General features: G+C 56.3%; 11 protein-coding genes. 5 read left to right on the top strand and 6 right to left on the bottom strand.

The window, feature by feature from the left end; translation table 11 throughout:
* Window positions 1-3: 3 nt before the first annotated feature.
* The gene (gene nagZ / locus FJ695_RS17760; RefSeq protein ID WP_141186686.1) at window positions 4-1,023 is read right to left on the bottom strand and encodes a beta-N-acetylhexosaminidase; all 1,020 of its coding nucleotides are present in this window, start codon (window positions 1,021-1,023) and stop codon (window positions 4-6) included.
* A 130-nt stretch (window positions 1,024-1,153) separates the two neighbouring features.
* Here nagZ and FJ695_RS17755 point away from each other — a divergent pair, with 130 nt between their 5' ends.
* Window positions 1,154-2,167, top strand: a complete 1,014-nt coding sequence (locus tag FJ695_RS17755; protein ID WP_141186685.1) for an alpha/beta hydrolase family protein — start codon at window positions 1,154-1,156, stop codon at window positions 2,165-2,167.
* 4 nt (window positions 2,168-2,171) lie between these two features.
* Here FJ695_RS17755 and FJ695_RS17750 read toward each other — a convergent pair whose 3' ends face one another.
* Window positions 2,172-3,074 carry a DMT family transporter gene (locus tag FJ695_RS17750; protein WP_141186684.1) on the bottom strand — a complete coding sequence of 301 codons (903 nt, stop codon included), beginning with the start codon at window positions 3,072-3,074 and terminating at the stop codon, window positions 2,172-2,174.
* Window positions 3,075-3,212: 138 nt separating this feature from the next.
* On the opposite strand from FJ695_RS17750, the gene FJ695_RS17745 reads away from it, so the two are divergent.
* Entirely contained in the window at window positions 3,213-4,130 is a 918-nt protein-coding gene (locus tag FJ695_RS17745; protein ID WP_141186683.1) for a LysR family transcriptional regulator, read from the top strand.
* 55 nt (window positions 4,131-4,185) lie between these two features.
* Here the strand turns inward: FJ695_RS17745 and FJ695_RS17740 are convergent, their stop codons facing one another.
* From FJ695_RS17740 to FJ695_RS17730, 3 genes are all read right to left on the bottom strand, one after another.
* Window positions 4,186-6,612, bottom strand: coding sequence for an SPOR domain-containing protein (locus FJ695_RS17740; protein ID WP_141186682.1), 2,427 nt, complete (start codon window positions 6,610-6,612; stop codon window positions 4,186-4,188).
* Window positions 6,613-6,685: 73 nt separating this feature from the next.
* Window positions 6,686-8,455, bottom strand: coding sequence for an arginine--tRNA ligase (argS, locus tag FJ695_RS17735; protein ID WP_141186681.1), 1,770 nt, complete (start codon window positions 8,453-8,455; stop codon window positions 6,686-6,688).
* 98 nt (window positions 8,456-8,553) lie between these two features.
* The gene (locus FJ695_RS17730; protein ID WP_371708789.1) at window positions 8,554-9,792 is read right to left on the bottom strand and encodes a deoxyguanosinetriphosphate triphosphohydrolase; all 1,239 of its coding nucleotides are present in this window, start codon (window positions 9,790-9,792) and stop codon (window positions 8,554-8,556) included.
* Window positions 9,793-9,923: 131 nt separating this feature from the next.
* Between FJ695_RS17730 and FJ695_RS17725 the strand changes: the two genes are divergently transcribed.
* Both FJ695_RS17725 and xth read left to right on the top strand, forming a co-directional pair.
* Complete coding sequence (locus tag FJ695_RS17725) at window positions 9,924-10,265, top strand: iron-sulfur cluster assembly accessory protein (protein WP_141186680.1); 342 nt, start codon at window positions 9,924-9,926, stop codon at window positions 10,263-10,265.
* A gap of 129 nt (window positions 10,266-10,394) precedes the next feature.
* Window positions 10,395-11,177 carry an exodeoxyribonuclease III gene (xth, locus tag FJ695_RS17720; RefSeq protein WP_141186679.1) on the top strand — a complete coding sequence of 261 codons (783 nt, stop codon included), beginning with the start codon at window positions 10,395-10,397 and terminating at the stop codon, window positions 11,175-11,177.
* Window positions 11,178-12,033: 856 nt separating this feature from the next.
* Here xth and FJ695_RS17715 read toward each other — a convergent pair.
* The gene (locus tag FJ695_RS17715; protein ID WP_209010706.1) at window positions 12,034-12,891 is read right to left on the bottom strand and encodes a tetratricopeptide repeat protein; all 858 of its coding nucleotides are present in this window, start codon (window positions 12,889-12,891) and stop codon (window positions 12,034-12,036) included.
* A gap of 601 nt (window positions 12,892-13,492) precedes the next feature.
* Between FJ695_RS17715 and parE the strand changes: the two genes are divergently transcribed.
* A complete protein-coding gene (gene parE, locus FJ695_RS17710) occupies window positions 13,493-15,568 on the top strand; it encodes a DNA topoisomerase IV subunit B (RefSeq protein WP_141186678.1) in 2,076 nt (691 codons plus the stop codon).
* The last annotated feature ends 76 nt before the right edge of the window (window positions 15,569-15,644 follow it).

The following is a 15,644-nucleotide window of genomic DNA, read 5'->3' as shown; positions in this document are numbered from 1 at the left end:
CGGTTACACCCCTGCCCAGCCGGTTAAGGACTGGAACTCTTGCCAAGCTGCAACGTTATCAAAGTCCGGATCGATGGGTTTCAAACCAGCCATCGCCTGCTCACACCGTTCCAACGATCGTCCCGCCAGATCCGGTGCAGCATCAGCGACAACCCGCATCTCATCCATCTCACCATTGCAATGCAACACCACGTCACACCCGGCATCCCAGATCTTACGGGACCTGTCCCCAACGGTGCCGCCAAGGGCCTTCATCGAGATATCATCGCTCATCAAACACCCATCAAAGCCGATTTCCTTGCGGATGATTTCTTCAATCACTGTCCGGCTTTGAGTTCCCGGATTATCGGGATCAATGCTCTCATAAAGAAGGTGCGCAGTCATGCCCAAGGACACATCCCGCAGGGCCTTGAAAGGTTGAAAATCCACAGTTTCCAGCGTTTTTTTGTCGTCTAGGACCCGCGGCAGTTCCAAATGACTGTCGACCATGGCCCGGCCGTGTCCAGGAATATGCTTGATTACCGGCAAAACACCGCCTGCCAACGCGCCATTGACCATGTCGCGGCCGAGCAGCGCAACCGTTTCGGGGTCTTCCGACATCGCGCGATCCCCAATGGCATCAACGGTTTCCGTGAAACGGACATCCAAACACGGCAAACAATCCACCGTAATTCCAACCGCACTCAAATCAGCAGCAATCAGTTGCGCTCCGAGAAAGGCAGCCCGCTGTCCGGCTGCTGGATCTTGGTTATAAATATCGCCGAACAGTTTCGGCGCGGGATATTTGCGCCAATGCGGCGGCCGCAAACGTTGAACCCGGCCGCCTTCTTGATCGACCAGAACCGGCGCATCCTGCCGCCCAACGGCCTGACGAAAACTCTCCGTCAGGCCGGAAACCTGCTCGGGGGTTTCAATATTACGGGCAAACAGGATCAATCCCCAGGGATTGGTATCCTTGAAAAACGCCCGTTCGTCGTCCGTTAAGACGGATCCGGCGCAACCGGAAATGAATGCCTTGATCATGAACTTGGCTTATCGGCCTGATCTCTCGCCGTCAAGAAAGCGTCCATGCATCCGATAGCGCACTTGCGCACACGGGCTGAACTTGCGATCAAAAGCTCCTCTCACTTTTCCTTATTGGAGCAAAAACCACATGCGCGCGCGTCCCGACATTCCGGCAGGCACTTTACACCGGATTTCAGTGACTTCAGACATCCTAAAACACAACCGGCTTGGAGATCCGTCAACGCGCGATGTGATAGTCTATACGCCTTATGGCCATTCTGGTGACCGGCTCCCGCTTCTGGTCGATCTCGTCGGCTTTACTTCAGGCGGTCCGGCGCATGTCAGCTGGAAAAATTTCGGCGAAAATGTCCCGGAGCGCCTCGACCGGCTGATCCATGACGGCGAACTGCCACCGGTCGTTGTCGCCTTCCCGGATTGTTTCACGCGCCTTGGCGGCAACCAGTATATCGACAGCGCTGCGATGGGTCCTTGGGCGACCTGGCTTACCACGGACATGCTGCAAGCTGTTGAAAGCAAATTCGGCTGCGGAGGCTCTGGCAAACGCGGTCTCTTTGGTAAGTCGTCCGGCGGCTATGGCTCACTCGTTCATGCCATGAAACATGCCGATGTCTGGTCGGCCGCAGCTTGCCATTCAGGTGATATGGCGTTTGAGCTTTGTTACTTGCCCGAAATGCCGAGCGCTCTGCGCGCAATTCAGAAAACCGGGTCTATCGAGGCGTTTGTTCGGGGCTATGAAGCCGGTCCCAAATATCCCGGTAGCGCCCTTCATGACCTCATGACCTTTGCCATGGCCGCAACCTATGATCCCGATCCGGCGCCGGAAATCTTCTGCGGCATTCGTCTGCCAGTTGACCTGGAAACCTGCGAGCTGATCGAAGAGCGCTGGAATACCTGGTTGTCTTGGGATCCGGTGCATATGGTCGACACTCACACAGACGCGTTGAAATCCTTGAAAGCGCTCTGGATCGATTGCGGCGATATCGATCAGTACAACTTGCTTTATGGTGCGCGGCGGTTCACCAAAAAACTCACTGACGCCGGAGTTGAGCATATTTATCAGGAGTTCAACGACACGCATTCTTCGATCGACTATCGCCTCGATGAAAGCCTGCCGTTCTTGGCAAATGCGTTGATGAAGTAGAGTTTTAGGACGGCCGGCGCAGTGTCAGAACTGCGCCGCCAGCCAGTATGAGGACCGCTCCCAAGACCGCACCCTGGCCAGGCACTTCGCCCCACACCGCATAACCAAAGATCGCCGACAGGATCACAGTGGCATAAAACGCCGGAGCCAAGGTCGCCGCACCAGCCCGCCGGTAGGCTGCGATATTCAAGGATTGCCCGAAAATTGCCAGCGGCCCGAGCCAAGCGAAGGCGAGCAGATCGGAAACGCCAACCCCTTCGGCGGCGATCAGCCACACAACGGGTCCGGCCAACAGACAGGCGGCAAAAACATTGACGTAGGCCAGGATCGTTACCGTATCTTCCCGTTGGGCGATATACCGCATAATCAGGCTTTCAGTTGCCATGAACAATGCACTGGCGAGTGCCGCAACGACGCCTGTCGTGGCGATTCCAGTTGGAACCATCCCGCTATTGGCCGATTGTACAACAAGATAGGCCCCAACCAAGCTCAGGATCCCGGCCAACCAATGCCGGCCGGTAACGAGTTCCTTCAAAATCAGCCCCGCTAGGGCGATGGCGAAAATGCCTTTGGTCAAACCAATCGCGGTCGCGTCGGCGAGCGGCATGACTGATGCCGCATAAACCGCCGTTGCCAGACTGCCGACGCCGCAGACCGCCCGCATCAGGTGCAGTTTCCAAAGCGGGCTTATTTGCCGGTGAAGCGGGACTTTGCGCACTCCGGCAACACAGAGAATGGTTGCGGCGCCGCCAGCAAACCGCAACCAAACAAGTGCTGCGATCGGCACCAAGCCGCCAGCCAGTTTTCCGGCCGCAAATATCGGCGTGAAAGCCGCCATACCTGCCACAGCCAATAAGAGGGCAACAGGGATGTTTTCGCGTTGAGAGACAGCTGCTGGCAGGGACATGAATTTGGTTCCAAGAACGTGATGACATAACTTCCCTATCACCAAGGATCGCTTTTCATCAGCTGCCAAATCCCCATAAGGGCTATTCAAATACGCATGCCATTGCGGCCGGCTGTGCAAATACGTATAATTGAAATCATGAATTGGGATGACCTTAAACTCGTTGATGCCGCTGCCCGGATGCGCTCTTTGTCCGGTGCAGCCAAGTCCTTGGATATCAGCCAGCCGCAACTCAGCCGGCGATTAAAAGCGTTTGAGGACAGGGTCGGCGCACGTTTGTTCGACCGAATGCCGTCAGGTCTAAAACCAACGGAAGCTGGCCTGCGGTTGATCCCACTGGCTGCAGAAATGCGCCAGAAAGCTGAGGCTGCAGCACGAGTGATGCCGGACCTTGCCGGAACATCTTTACGGGTTGTCCGGATTGCAGTGGATGAAGTGCGGGCTAAAGTCCTGACAGACATGTTCCATGTGCTGGATACACGGCTAAAGGACATCGAGCTGGAGCTAATTTCCAGCCACAACCATGCAGACCACCAAAGCCGCAGCATTGAATTGCAAATCCGCAATTGCCTGCCGGAAACCGACACGCTGATTGCCCGGAAACTGGGGGACCTTGCCTATGGTGTCTATGGCAGCCGGTCTTATGTTGCCGCGCACCCAGACGCACTAACGGACACCCGGTATCACAAATGTGATTGGCTCGGATTCACACCGGACGACCTTTGGTATCCATCGCAAAATCGTTGGCTGAGCGACCGGCTACCTGTTCCGCCCCGCCTCCGCAGCAACACCATGACAACCCTCATGAACATGATTGTCAGCGGAGCCGGTCTCGGACTGCTGCCGGTCTTCATCGGTGACCAGCATCCGGATCTGATCCGCGTCATGGGTCCCCTTGAAGAATTGACAAATCCGGAACATATCATCGTTCACCGGGATGTCCGCCGTGAGCCAGCTGTCCGCCAGGCCATTGATGCAATTGCTGACGTCTACCGGCACATGGCTCCACGCCTCACAGGCCTTTCTGGAAAACCTGTCGTGGACGCGGCTGAATAAAAAGGCCGGCAAAACCGGCCTTTTCTTCAAAGTAATTTTTTGAGACTACAAGCGCTTACGGCATCCGGCGGACGAAACAATCACCGCCCGCACCTTGCAGCTGCTCGCAAAGCCGAACCGCCTCTTCACGGGATCCTGTCGGAATGCGCGCCCGGTAGAACGTGCCCCGGTCGCCGAGGTCGGCCGGAACGATCACAGCGTTCCGGTTGCCCAGGATTGACGGGAAACGCCGCTGCAAACCGGAATAGGCATCCCGGGCTGCTGAAGCCGACCGCTGAGATGTGACCTGCACAATGTTGGTGCCGGATGGGATCGTGCCGGTAGCAGTCCCGCCTGTTGCAGGTGTTGTCGCCACAGGTGTCGGAGCCGGCTGGGACAGATTAAGTGGGCCGTTGTTGTTGGTCGCAGCTGGAACAGGATCGACCACTGCGGCCGGTGCCTGCGCGACACGCACTGGCGCAGCCGGTTTTTTCCGCGGCAACACGCTCGGAATGACAGCCACTGGTGCAGCCGGCTCCGGTTCAGCAGCTACAGGTTCTGTTCCAGCCACAATCGCCGGTGTTTCAGGCGCCGGTGTCGCTGGAGCAGGTGCTGCTGGTGTAGCAATTGCCGGAGTGGCAGGCTGCGGCGCAACCGCAGGCTCAGCTGGCGCCGGTTCCGGGTTGGCGATGATTGGCTGGGTCGTAACAGCCCTTGGTTCGCTCGGTGCTGTGGGCGCCGGCTGTGCCGGTGTGGGCGCAGGAGCTGCATCTTCTCCGGAGACAATTGTTCCGTCAGGCCGGACCACAACTGTCCGAACACGTTTGGTCGCGCCTGGCACCAGATCCGCGCCCGATTGCACTCCAGCTGGTGCAGGCGGTAAAGAAGCCGGTTCCGGCGTTTCTTGCGGAGCGAGCTGCGCCGGTGCATTTTCAGACGTGCCATCTACCCGGTCGTAGATGAGTTTCGCCGACTGATTGTTGCCGGTGCCCGGATCTTGTGCTTCCGGGAAAATTTTCAAAGGTTCTTGAAGCCCGCTGATGACGGGCGGAGGCCCGTCCGGCACGGTTATGCCGCCACTGTCCATGAAGAAGAACCCGGCGGCGCCAATTGCAGCGACAGCTAGAACACCGCCGGCAACAAAGAGGCCGCGCCGGGACCGTTCTTCGGCATGCGGGACGGCAGCCTGCTCTGCGGCCGAATGCGGCGGTAGAACCCCACTGCCCTTCAGCGTTGGGTCACTTTCCTGCATGGCGCGGGCCACCGCATCGAGATCATATCCTTCCGGCGGTGGAGGCGTATCTTCGTCACGCACGTCCGGAACGGCGTCAGCGGCCGCTGGCCAAGCCATATCATCTATATCGTCTGCAGCCGGCGCGCTGGTAGTGTCCGGACGACTGGCCGGGACTTGCTGACTTGGTTCAGATCCCAGAGGCTCCTGCAAATGATCGGATGCCGTCTGGTGCCGTTGTTCCCTTTCCGGGAAATCCAGATCCGCTAGCAAAGTATCGATGCCGGCAATTGCAGGTTTCGTGTCTTTGTCAGCGGGCGCAGCCTCTGTCGCAGACGCAGCTGCTGGAGGCGTTGTTAAGGCCGCAAAGAGATCATCTTCATTGATGGCCGGACGGCTTTGCGCAGGGGCCGCCTCAGGCTCGCTGGGAGCAAGATCCGGAGCTGGATCAAAATCCGAAGTGACTTGAGGCTCCGGGTCGACAGGCCTCGGGCGACCAAAGTCCGCATACCGATCGCCACTGTCCGTATGCGTCTGAGGCTGCTCGAAACGTGCATCGTTGTTGGCACTGATGGATTGGTTGTACCCGGCCACCGGCGTTTGAAGCCCACTGATGTGAAACTGTCCAACTGGCTGGGTCACCGGCGGAGCTGGTGCGATATCAGTATCGGCAGGTTGGTCATCTGTATGGCGCAATGCGCCTTTCAGTTCGTCTTCCAGCTCAGCGGTCAGATTCTGTTCCAGGTCAATTGCAACCGACGGCGCCAAATTAGTCACGCCTGCATTCTCGAATTCAGGTGCGAATGCCTGTGGCTCGTTTGCAGAGGTAGGCTGGCCGCCAAATGCATTAACAGCGGGCCTGGCAATTGCTTGAGCCGCAGTATTTTCAATCGTATCCAGCCTTGGAACGTCGGGCCATGACGGACTGCTTGCTGCATTTTGTTGGCCACCGAATTCCGGCTCCGACCGCTGGCCAGGAACCTCCTGCGGTTCTACTGCGCTGAGAGCTTCTCTTGGGCTGCCAAATTCCGGTTCGGTGCGCTGGTGCGCATCGCTGACGTCTGACTGTGGATCGCTGGCAAAATCATCCAGGCCTGCAAAATAGTCTGTGTTCCCAACCCGGCCGCTGCTCACCGGCGCCCCCACTTGCTTGTTGTTGTGGACGATGCGCGCCAATTCGATCAGCGGATCTTCACCAGATGGCCGTTCGTTTCCGGGCTGTCCGGAAACGTTTATCGGGTCTGGCCGCTTTTTGTCGTCGTCTTCTGACATGAGCGCTCTAAGAATCGGTTTTGTTACGCAACGTATTCAAACAGTATACAGCCGGTTGCCGTCTATAGGCACATCAGCGCATTTCTTCGGGTGCTTGCACACCGAGAATCGCCAAGCCTGACGCAAGTACCAAGGATACTGCACGAACCAAAGCAACACGCGCTAGCGTTAATTTCGTGTTACTAGAATCAATAAAGCGTAAATGCGGCAATTCCTTGCCTCTATTCCAGTGCCCATGCAGACAACTTGCCAGCTCATGCAGGTAAAACGCGATTCGATGCGGTTCATGTGTATCGGCTGCTGCTTCGACAACTTTCGGCCATTCGGCCATCTTGCCGATCAGCTCCAATTCACCGCTGTCATCGAGCAAGGAATAGTCGGCATTGGCTAGAACAGAATCTGAGAAATCTTGCCCGGCAACCTCTTCTGCTGCCTGCCGCATAACAGAGCAGCAACGCGCGTGTCCGTATTGGACATAAAAGACCGGGTTGTCTTTCGACTGCTCAGTCACCTTCTTGAAGTCGAAATCAAGCGGTGCGTCGTTCTTGCGGAACAGCATCATGAAGCGGACAGGATCCGGGCCAACTTCGTCAACCACTTCCCGCAGTGTAATGAAGTCGCCGGAACGCTTCGACATTTTGACCGGCGCGCCATCCCGCATCAGCTTCACAAGCTGGCAAAAACGGACAATTACTTCGGTGTCGCCACCCGAGACCGCCTGCCCAACGGCCTGAAGGCGTTTGGCATAGCCCCCATGGTCGGCGCCCAGAACGTAAATTGCTTCTTGGAACCCGCGGCGAAACTTGTCTTCGAAATACGCAACATCGGCTGCAAAATAGGTGTAGGACCCATCGGACTTTTTCAAAGCCCGATCCGTGTCATCCCCAAAATCGGCAGCGCGGAATAGGGTTTGCTCCCGGTCTTCCCAATCGTCTGGCACCTGGCCCTTCGGTGGTGGCAATGTGCCTTCGTAGACCAGATCCTTGCTGCGCAAACCATCCAGCATCTGATCGATTTTCGAAGCCGCACCATTTGCCCGCTCATGCAGCGATTTTTCCGAAAAGAAAACCTCGTGTTCAACGCCTAGGGCGGCCAAATCAGAGCGGATCAGGTCTAACATGGCGGCAATCGCCCGTTCTTTGACCTTCGGCAGCCACTCGCTTTCCTCTTGGCTGAGCAACTCGGAACCGAACTCGTCTTTTAACGCAGTTCCGACCGGGACCAAGTAATCGCCAGGATAAAGACCTGACGGAATTTCTCCGATGTCTTCGCCAAGCGCCTCTCGGTAGCGCAAGAAGGCGCTGCGGGCGAGCGTATCAATCTGCGACCCGGCATCGTTGATGTAATATTCTTTGGCAACGTCATTGCCGGCAAAAGCCAGCAAATTGGCGAGCGCATCGCCCACCACCGCGCCGCGGATGTGGCCGACATGCATGGGACCGGTTGGATTGGCCGAGACATATTCAACGTTGACCTTGGCCGGGTTTGCGCACTTGGTGCCGCCGAACCCAAGACCGTCGGCCAAAACACTGCCCAGAATCTTCTGCCAAACGCTTTGCGTCACACGAAGATTGATAAATCCGGGGCCAGCCACGGTCGTTTCTGTAATCTCCGGATCTTTGGCAAGTTCTGCGACCAGTTTTTCGGCCAAATCCCGTGGTTTCATCCCGAGCGGCTTGGCCAGAACCATCGCAGCATTGGTTGCAAAGTCGCCGTGAGCCGGGTCGCGCGGCGCCTCGACCACAACGCGCGATAAATCGGGCGAAGAACCATCCGGTCCTTTTAGATCAAGAGCTTCCAGACACTTTTTCACGCGTTTCGTGAACTCGGCAAAGATGTTCATTAGGCACCGGTCAGGTTTGTTTCTTCAAACACAAAGGCCCCGCACGCACCGAAGAATTGGGCTTTGGCGCGGCAGGGATCCAAAATTTGCCCCTGCGCCTACCCCAAATCCGGTGTGTCGTCAAACAATCTGCGGTGTTCTTCTATCGCATACCGGTCCGTCATGCCGGCAATATAGTCGCATACCCGCCTTGCCCGGTCCTCTTCATCCAGGTCTGCAAGCCCCGCATCCCACGGGCTTGGCATTAAATCCGGCTCAGCCAAGAACTTTGCAAACAGCTCCCGCACCACACGCGCCACCAGCCGGCGAACGGCCAAAACATCTTCATGCCGGTACACCCGGGCAAACAGGAATTTTTTCACATCCCGCTCCGCCGGTGTCATGGACGATGAAAAACCCACCAGGCACTTGCCGGCATTGCGGATATCCTCAACGCTTTCCGGCGCAACCTCAGCAAGGTTGCGGAACCCCTCCTGGATCACATCCTCAACCATCCGGGTGATCGATCGCCGGACAATCTCATGAATACGGCGGGTTTCTTCAAGACCCGGATATTTGTGATCGACCTCAGCCAGGATTTCGGCCAGGAACGGCACGTCACGCATATCATCGATGGCAAACAGCCCGGCCCGAAGCCCATCGTCCAGATCATGGGCGTCATAGGCAATGTCATCGGCAATGGCCGCAGCCTGCGCTTCTGCACTCGGCCAGGTGTCCAGCATCAGATCCTGCTGTTTTTGGTATTCGCGGATCGCAAATGGCAGCTCGCTGTCCTTGAACTTGCCAAGCGGCGCTCCGCTGCCATCCACGAGAGGTCCATTGTGTTTGACAAGGCCCTCCAGGGTTTCCCAGGCTAGGTTCAAGCCATCGAAGTCGGCATAACGGTGTTCCAGATGGCTCACGACACGCAGCGATTGAGCGTTGTGATCAAATCCGCCATAGGGCGCCATACATTCGTGCATGACGTCCTCGCCCTCATGGCCAAAAGGCGTGTGCCCGAGATCATGGGCAAGAGCCAAGCATTCAGCCAGGTCCTCATCAAGCCTCAAAGCCCTGGCCAGTGAGCGGGCGATCTGAGAAACCTCAATCGTGTGTGTCAGCCGTGTTCTGAAATGATCGCCCTCGTGATAGACAAACACCTGGGTCTTATGTTTCAGACGCCGGAAAGCGGAAGAATGGATGATCCTGTCCCGGTCCCGCTGAAACGGGGTTCGAGTCGGGCTTTCCGGTTCAGGGAAAAGCCGGCCACGGCTTTTGGTCGGATTCTGGGCAAATTTGGCGAGTGTTTGCGCTCCATACCCAATATCGGCCTGGATCTGCTTCCAATTGTCGTTCACCGCCCCGTCCCCTGTTGAGAGTGCCGTTTCCAGCTCCACACATTGACGCTTGTGCCTTGAGATCTTAACTATCCGGTTAAGTCCAATTTGCCGCACCCTTTAAAGGGGCTGTCCCAGCGAGTCAGTAGACCATGACCGAAATGCTTGAAAATCGAGTAACAGTCAGCGAAAGCGCTGCCAAGCGTATTGCCAAGATTTTATCCGGCGAAGCGCCCGGTAGCATGCTGCGGGTAAGCGTAGAAGGCGGTGGCTGTTCGGGTCTTCAATACAAGTACGATGTGGTCAATTCCCGCGAAGATGATGATCTGGTGATCGAGAACCCCGGCGCAACTGTTCTGATCGATTCCATTTCTCTGCAATATATGGGCGGTGCGGAGATAGATTTTGTAGATGACCTGATGGGCCAGGCCTTTCAAATCAACAATCCGCACGCCGTTGCTGGCTGCGGTTGCGGAACCAGTTTTACAATTTGACTTTTTGCGGTCCTTTCTGCCGGACGCACTGAGCACAAACCCAAAAACCCCTGGGCATAGTTTCAGTTCACTGGCGACAAGTGAACGCAATTGCCTATGATGCGGCTCAGCAATGCACGGGGACTGCTCATGAAAATCGCCACCTGGAACATCAATGGGGTTAAAGCCCGTCTGGAAACTGTCCAGGAATGGCTGAAAGAATCATCGCCAGACGTTGCCTGTCTTCAGGAAATCAAATCAGTCGACGAGAACTTTCCACGTCAGCCGTTTGAAGACCTTGGCTACAACGTCGAAACCCACGGCCAGAAAGGATTTAATGGCGTCGCCATTCTTTCCAAAACACCTCTAGAGGATGTTCAACGCCGCCTGCCCGGCAATGATGAGGACGAACAAGCCCGTTATATCGAGGCGAGTGTCACCCTCGGTGAAGGGGTTGTCCGATTCGGCTGTCTTTATCTTCCGAACGGCAATCCGCTGGGGACGGAGAAGTTTCCCTATAAACTGGGCTGGATGGATCGCCTTCTGGTGCATGCCGAAAAGCGTCTGGCGGAAGAGACACCATTTCTATTGCTCGGTGATTACAACGTCATCCCGGATCCAATTGACGCCAGAAACCCGGAAAACTGGACAGAGGATGCGCTTTATCAGCCCGAAAGCCGCCAAAAATTCCGGGCACTCACCCATCTTGGCATGACCGAAGCCGTGCGTGCTTGTACCGCAGAACCAGCCACTTACACCTTTTGGGATTATCAGGCTGGAGCCTGGCAAAAGAACAACGGCATCCGCATTGATCATATTTTGATGTCCGCCCAAGCTACCGACAAACTGCTCGGCTGCGGCATCGACAAACATGTCCGCGGGTGGGAAAAACCCTCTGACCACGTGCCTGTTTGGGTCCAGTTGGCGGCATAGACCGGCGCCTACGTTTCAACGCAGCGCTAGGCCGTGTGGACGAATTGGAGACGCATTTCGTGTGACAAAGGGCGAAAGATAGAGTGGAAAGACCTGCAGAAGGTATCGGTGATACGGTCAAGGGATTGTCTGCGCTAGATTAACGCCCTTTGTCATACCCGAAGGGTCGGTCCTGCAGCGCTCAAACCTCTGCGAAAATCCACCTTGATGATGCACCAGCATCACCTGCGTCAAATTTTCTTGGTCTTGAACTCAGCAGACCCCGGCGAAATACATCTCCATCTCGTCCGCACGGCCTATCCTCAAACGAAATTGAAAATAGGCGCAAATATATACCTTTTGCGGAACGCTGTGCTCATGCTACCCTTTAGGGAATGGGATAACGGACAAACGCCTTCCGCCCGCACCGGCGATCCGCGGGCATTTCTACTGGCGCCGCGTGCGGCTCCACCCCATCTCTGATGCTTTTGCAATATCACTCGCGGCCGCTCTTGGTGCTATGCTCTTGCTGATGTCTACCGCCCACGCCCAGCAGGCGACCAATCCAGACGTTCCCTGCACTTGCCGCTACAAAGGCCAAGACTACAGCATTGGCGATTCAATATGTTTGGGAAGTGGGACGAGCACCCGGATTGCGACCTGCTCCATGGTACTCAACAACACATCCTGGCAAATGAGCCAGTCCCCCTGCCCGCAAGCGTTGTTGACGCCACTGGAACAAAAGCTCATTCAACAGGCCTCGCCTGATCCGTTGATGAGCGAGCCAGTGTTTTGAGGAAATTGCCGCTGGTATGATGTGCGGAATACACCGCACACCAATTCGGGCTTCCGAACTAAATCCCAAAAAATCAGAAAACTACTGCGTCGGCACTTGTTGGGCGGTCAGTGTGTCCGGCCGATTGCGCTCAATCCAAGTGTCGGCCATGGAACGCGCCTTCTCCCTGACAGGTTCGGGAGAAACTGCAAAAAACTGTTCGTGCAGATCATTGATCCAATTGGCATCATGGCCACTGGCCTGTTCACGGGCCACGGTCAGCCACATCAGGCCGCGCGCCTTTTTCTTGTCCGATGAGCCAAGCGAGAACAATGTTTCGCCCAGCCGGGCCTGAGCTCCGACATGGCCTTTCAGAGCAGCCAGATTGTACCAGCGCACAGCCATCCGCCGATTGCTCTCCTGATAGATGCGGCCGAGATGATACTGGGCAGCTGCATCACCGAAATAAGACGCTGCGTGGGTGAAAATCCGCCGGGCTTGACCGATATCTTTCGGGACGGCCCCCTCAATTCCGTTCAGATAGTAGGTGCCAAGCGCCACAAATGCGCTGGAGACAAAGGGCGCATCCGGGGATTCCGGTCCGTCATCACCGTGGGCGCGGACGATCTGGCTGTAATATTGATACGCCTTGTAGTCGTCCTCTTGAACGCCATCGCCCTTTGCATACATGTCGCCGAGCTTCCAAGCTGCCATCGCCTGTCCATTCTCCGCAGCGTATTGCAGAGAAGATATCGCAGCTGTCTTATCGCCGGAATAATACTGGCGTGCACCTGCCCGCAAAGCCTCATTGGGAGACAGTGTCGATGGATTAATCGGACCGGGTGCAGCAGGCTTGCCATCGAAGGCTTGGACCGGCACAGCAGCCAACATCAGCGCCGCAGCGCCTATCAGGACACCGGCCTTGGTCAAGTGCTGACGTTTTGTCTTCTTATTGTACATCCCGTTTACACTATTCTCCGCCGGACGGCCCCTGCCGTAACGGGCGTTTCTGTCCCATTTACAATCTATCCCAAGCACCCGCTTGAGGTTTAGAAGCCGGGACTGGTTCTTTTTTGAACGCGCATCCTGCTTCACTCATATATGGCCAATCATTCTGGCCTAAGTTGGGCTTTTGGCACCGATCAGCTCAAACCGGTCTAAGACCTTGAAGACCCACAAGTCCCAACGCCGGAAACAATGTTTGCTTCCGTCTAACCGCAACTGGTGTACCGCAAACATGGCCGAACATTGGCATCAAGTGGTTCCGCGAAGGCACGGCGGCACTTTGCTGGCAACTGTTGCCAAATGAGCACAATCGTCCCTCCCCCAGCACGCGGTGATCAAAACACAACCTGGTTGACGATCAGTTTCTGTCCCGGCAAAAGGCCCGCATTGGCCGAAAAAACAGTCAACGTTGGGGAAAACGGGGGCTTTTCGCCAAAATCCTTGGCTGTTCTTCGTTTGTACTTCAAACTTGAATGTGATTCGGTGTAGGACCGGCCTTGAAATACGGCATATAGCCCCAGTAACCAGAACCAAGAAACCCATCAGGCGATACGCAATGAGCGGAAAAGACGATCTTTTTGCAGGCAACGCGGCCATCTCCACTCCGGTGGAAGAAAACACCGCACCGGCAGACGTGGCCCCGCCCGCGCCCGTGACCGACATCGCCTCGGCCCGCAAGAAGCCAGAAGCTGTTGCCGACAGCGGCGACTATTCGGCCGCCGACATTGAAGTTCTGGAAGGCCTGGAGCCCGTACGGCGGCGGCCGGGCATGTATATCGGCGGAACCGACGAAAAGGCGCTGCACCACCTCTTTGCCGAGGTCATCGACAACTCGATGGATGAGGCCGTTGCAGGCCACGCGACCTGGATTGATGTCGCCTTGGGCGCTGATGGGTATCTGAACATTACTGACAACGGCCGCGGCATCCCAGTCGATCCGCACCCAAAGTTTAAAGACAAGTCCGCGTTGGAAGTCATTATGACGACCCTGCACGCGGGTGGTAAATTCGACAGTAAGGTGTATGAGACCTCCGGCGGCTTGCACGGCGTCGGCGTGTCAGTGGTCAATGCGCTCTCCGAAGAGCTGGTTGTCGAAGTCGCCCGTAGCCGCAAACTCTACCGCCAAGTTTTCCGGCGCGGCCATCCGCAAGGTCCTTTGGAGCTTGTGGGCGATACCCAGAACCGTCGCGGCACTATGGTCCGCTTCAAGCCGGATGAAACAATTTTCGGCAAAGGTGCAAAATTCCTGCCTGCCCGCCTTTTGAAAATGGCCCGGTCCAAGGCGTATTTGTTCGGCGGTGTTGAAATCCGCTGGCACTGCGCACCTGAACTCATTTCCGAAAAAGACGAAACCCCGGCCGAAGCCGTCTTTCACTTCCCCGGCGGTCTAAAGGACTTTTTGGCAGAACGGCTTGGCAAGGAACGCCGCGTCGTTGACGAGGTTTTTGCCGGACGTACCAACAAAACCGGAAAACACGGGTCTGTCGAATGGGCCGTCAGCTGGTTTGCCGGCGACGGGTTCATCAGCTCTTATTGTAATACCGTCACCACACCGGAAGGCGGAACCCATGAAGCCGGTTTCCGCTATGCGCTGCTGCGCGGCCTCAAAGCCTATGGTGAGTTGGTCAACAACAAGAAGGCGTCCATCATCACAGGCGATGATGTCATGACGTCCGCTGGCGGCATGTTGTCGGTCTTCATCCGCGAGCCTGAGTTTGTCGGCCAAACCAAAGACAAACTCGCGACCAACGAAGCGACCCGGATCGCTGAAACGGCAGTCCGCGATGCTTTCGATCACTGGCTCACCGCCTCCCCCAACCAAGCCAACAAGCTATTGGAATGGGTGATCGACCGGGCTGAGGAACGTCTGCGCCGCCGTCAGGAAAAAGATGTTGCGCGTAAATCGGCTGTCCGCAAGCTGCGCCTTCCGGGAAAACTGGCCGATTGTTCCACCAACCAATCCGAAGGCACCGAGCTCTTCATCGTGGAGGGCGATTCGGCGGGCGGATCTGCCAAACAGGCGCGAAACCGGTCCAATCAAGCGGTCCTTCCCTTGCGCGGGAAGATATTGAACGTTGCCAACGCTGGCCGCGACAAACTCGCCGCCAATCAGCAGCTAGCGGATCTGATCCAGGCCCTCGGCTGCGGCACACGATCCGCATATGCAGAACCGGATCTTCGTTACGAAAAAATCGTCATCATGACCGATGCGGACGTCGATGGTGCCCACATCGCCTCGCTCCTTATCACCTTCTTCTATCGTGAAATGCCCGAGCTGATCCGCGGCGGCCATCTATACCTCGCCGTTCCGCCACTTTACCGCCTGAGCCAAGGTGGAAAAACTCTGTATGCCCGCGATGACATGCATAAAGATGAGCTTCTGGCAAAGGCCTTCAAAGGCAAGTCTAAGGTTGAGATCGGCCGCTTCAAGGGTCTGGGCGAAATGCTGCCGGCGCAGCTCAAAGAAACGACGATGGATCCGTCCAAACGTTCGCTTTTGAAAGTCAGCGTCGATGAAACCGCAATTGCTGATACCAATGACACGGTCGAACGGCTCATGGGCAACAAACCAGAAGCCCGCTTCCGCTTTATTCAGGACAATGCCGAATTTGCGGACGATTTGGACATTTAGGAAGGTTCTAATAAACCAACCGACAAATGGGCCCATACAAGACCGCTACTCCCTTGACTGTTGAGAGCGTGTCCCG

The organism is Labrenzia sp. PHM005, from assembly GCF_006517275.1.
GTDB lineage: Bacteria > Pseudomonadota > Alphaproteobacteria > Rhizobiales > Stappiaceae > Roseibium.
This window is presented reverse-complemented; position numbering and strand designations above follow the sequence as displayed.

Coding starts and splice junctions, on each gene's coding strand:
- nagZ (WP_141186686.1), bottom strand. CDS start 1,023: ATGATCAAGGCATTCATTTCCGGTTGCGCCGGATCCGTCTTAACGGAC.
- FJ695_RS17755 (WP_141186685.1), top strand. CDS start 1,154: ATGCGCGCGCGTCCCGACATTCCGGCAGGCACTTTACACCGGATTTCA.
- FJ695_RS17750 (WP_141186684.1), bottom strand. CDS start 3,074: ATGTCCCTGCCAGCAGCTGTCTCTCAACGCGAAAACATCCCTGTTGCC.
- FJ695_RS17745 (WP_141186683.1), top strand. CDS start 3,213: ATGAATTGGGATGACCTTAAACTCGTTGATGCCGCTGCCCGGATGCGC.
- FJ695_RS17740 (WP_141186682.1), bottom strand. CDS start 6,612: ATGTCAGAAGACGACGACAAAAAGCGGCCAGACCCGATAAACGTTTCC.
- argS (WP_141186681.1), bottom strand. CDS start 8,455: ATGAACATCTTTGCCGAGTTCACGAAACGCGTGAAAAAGTGTCTGGAA.
- FJ695_RS17725 (WP_141186680.1), top strand. CDS start 9,924: ATGACCGAAATGCTTGAAAATCGAGTAACAGTCAGCGAAAGCGCTGCC.
- xth (WP_141186679.1), top strand. CDS start 10,395: ATGAAAATCGCCACCTGGAACATCAATGGGGTTAAAGCCCGTCTGGAA.
- FJ695_RS17715 (WP_209010706.1), bottom strand. CDS start 12,891: ATGTACAATAAGAAGACAAAACGTCAGCACTTGACCAAGGCCGGTGTC.
- parE (WP_141186678.1), top strand. CDS start 13,493: ATGAGCGGAAAAGACGATCTTTTTGCAGGCAACGCGGCCATCTCCACT.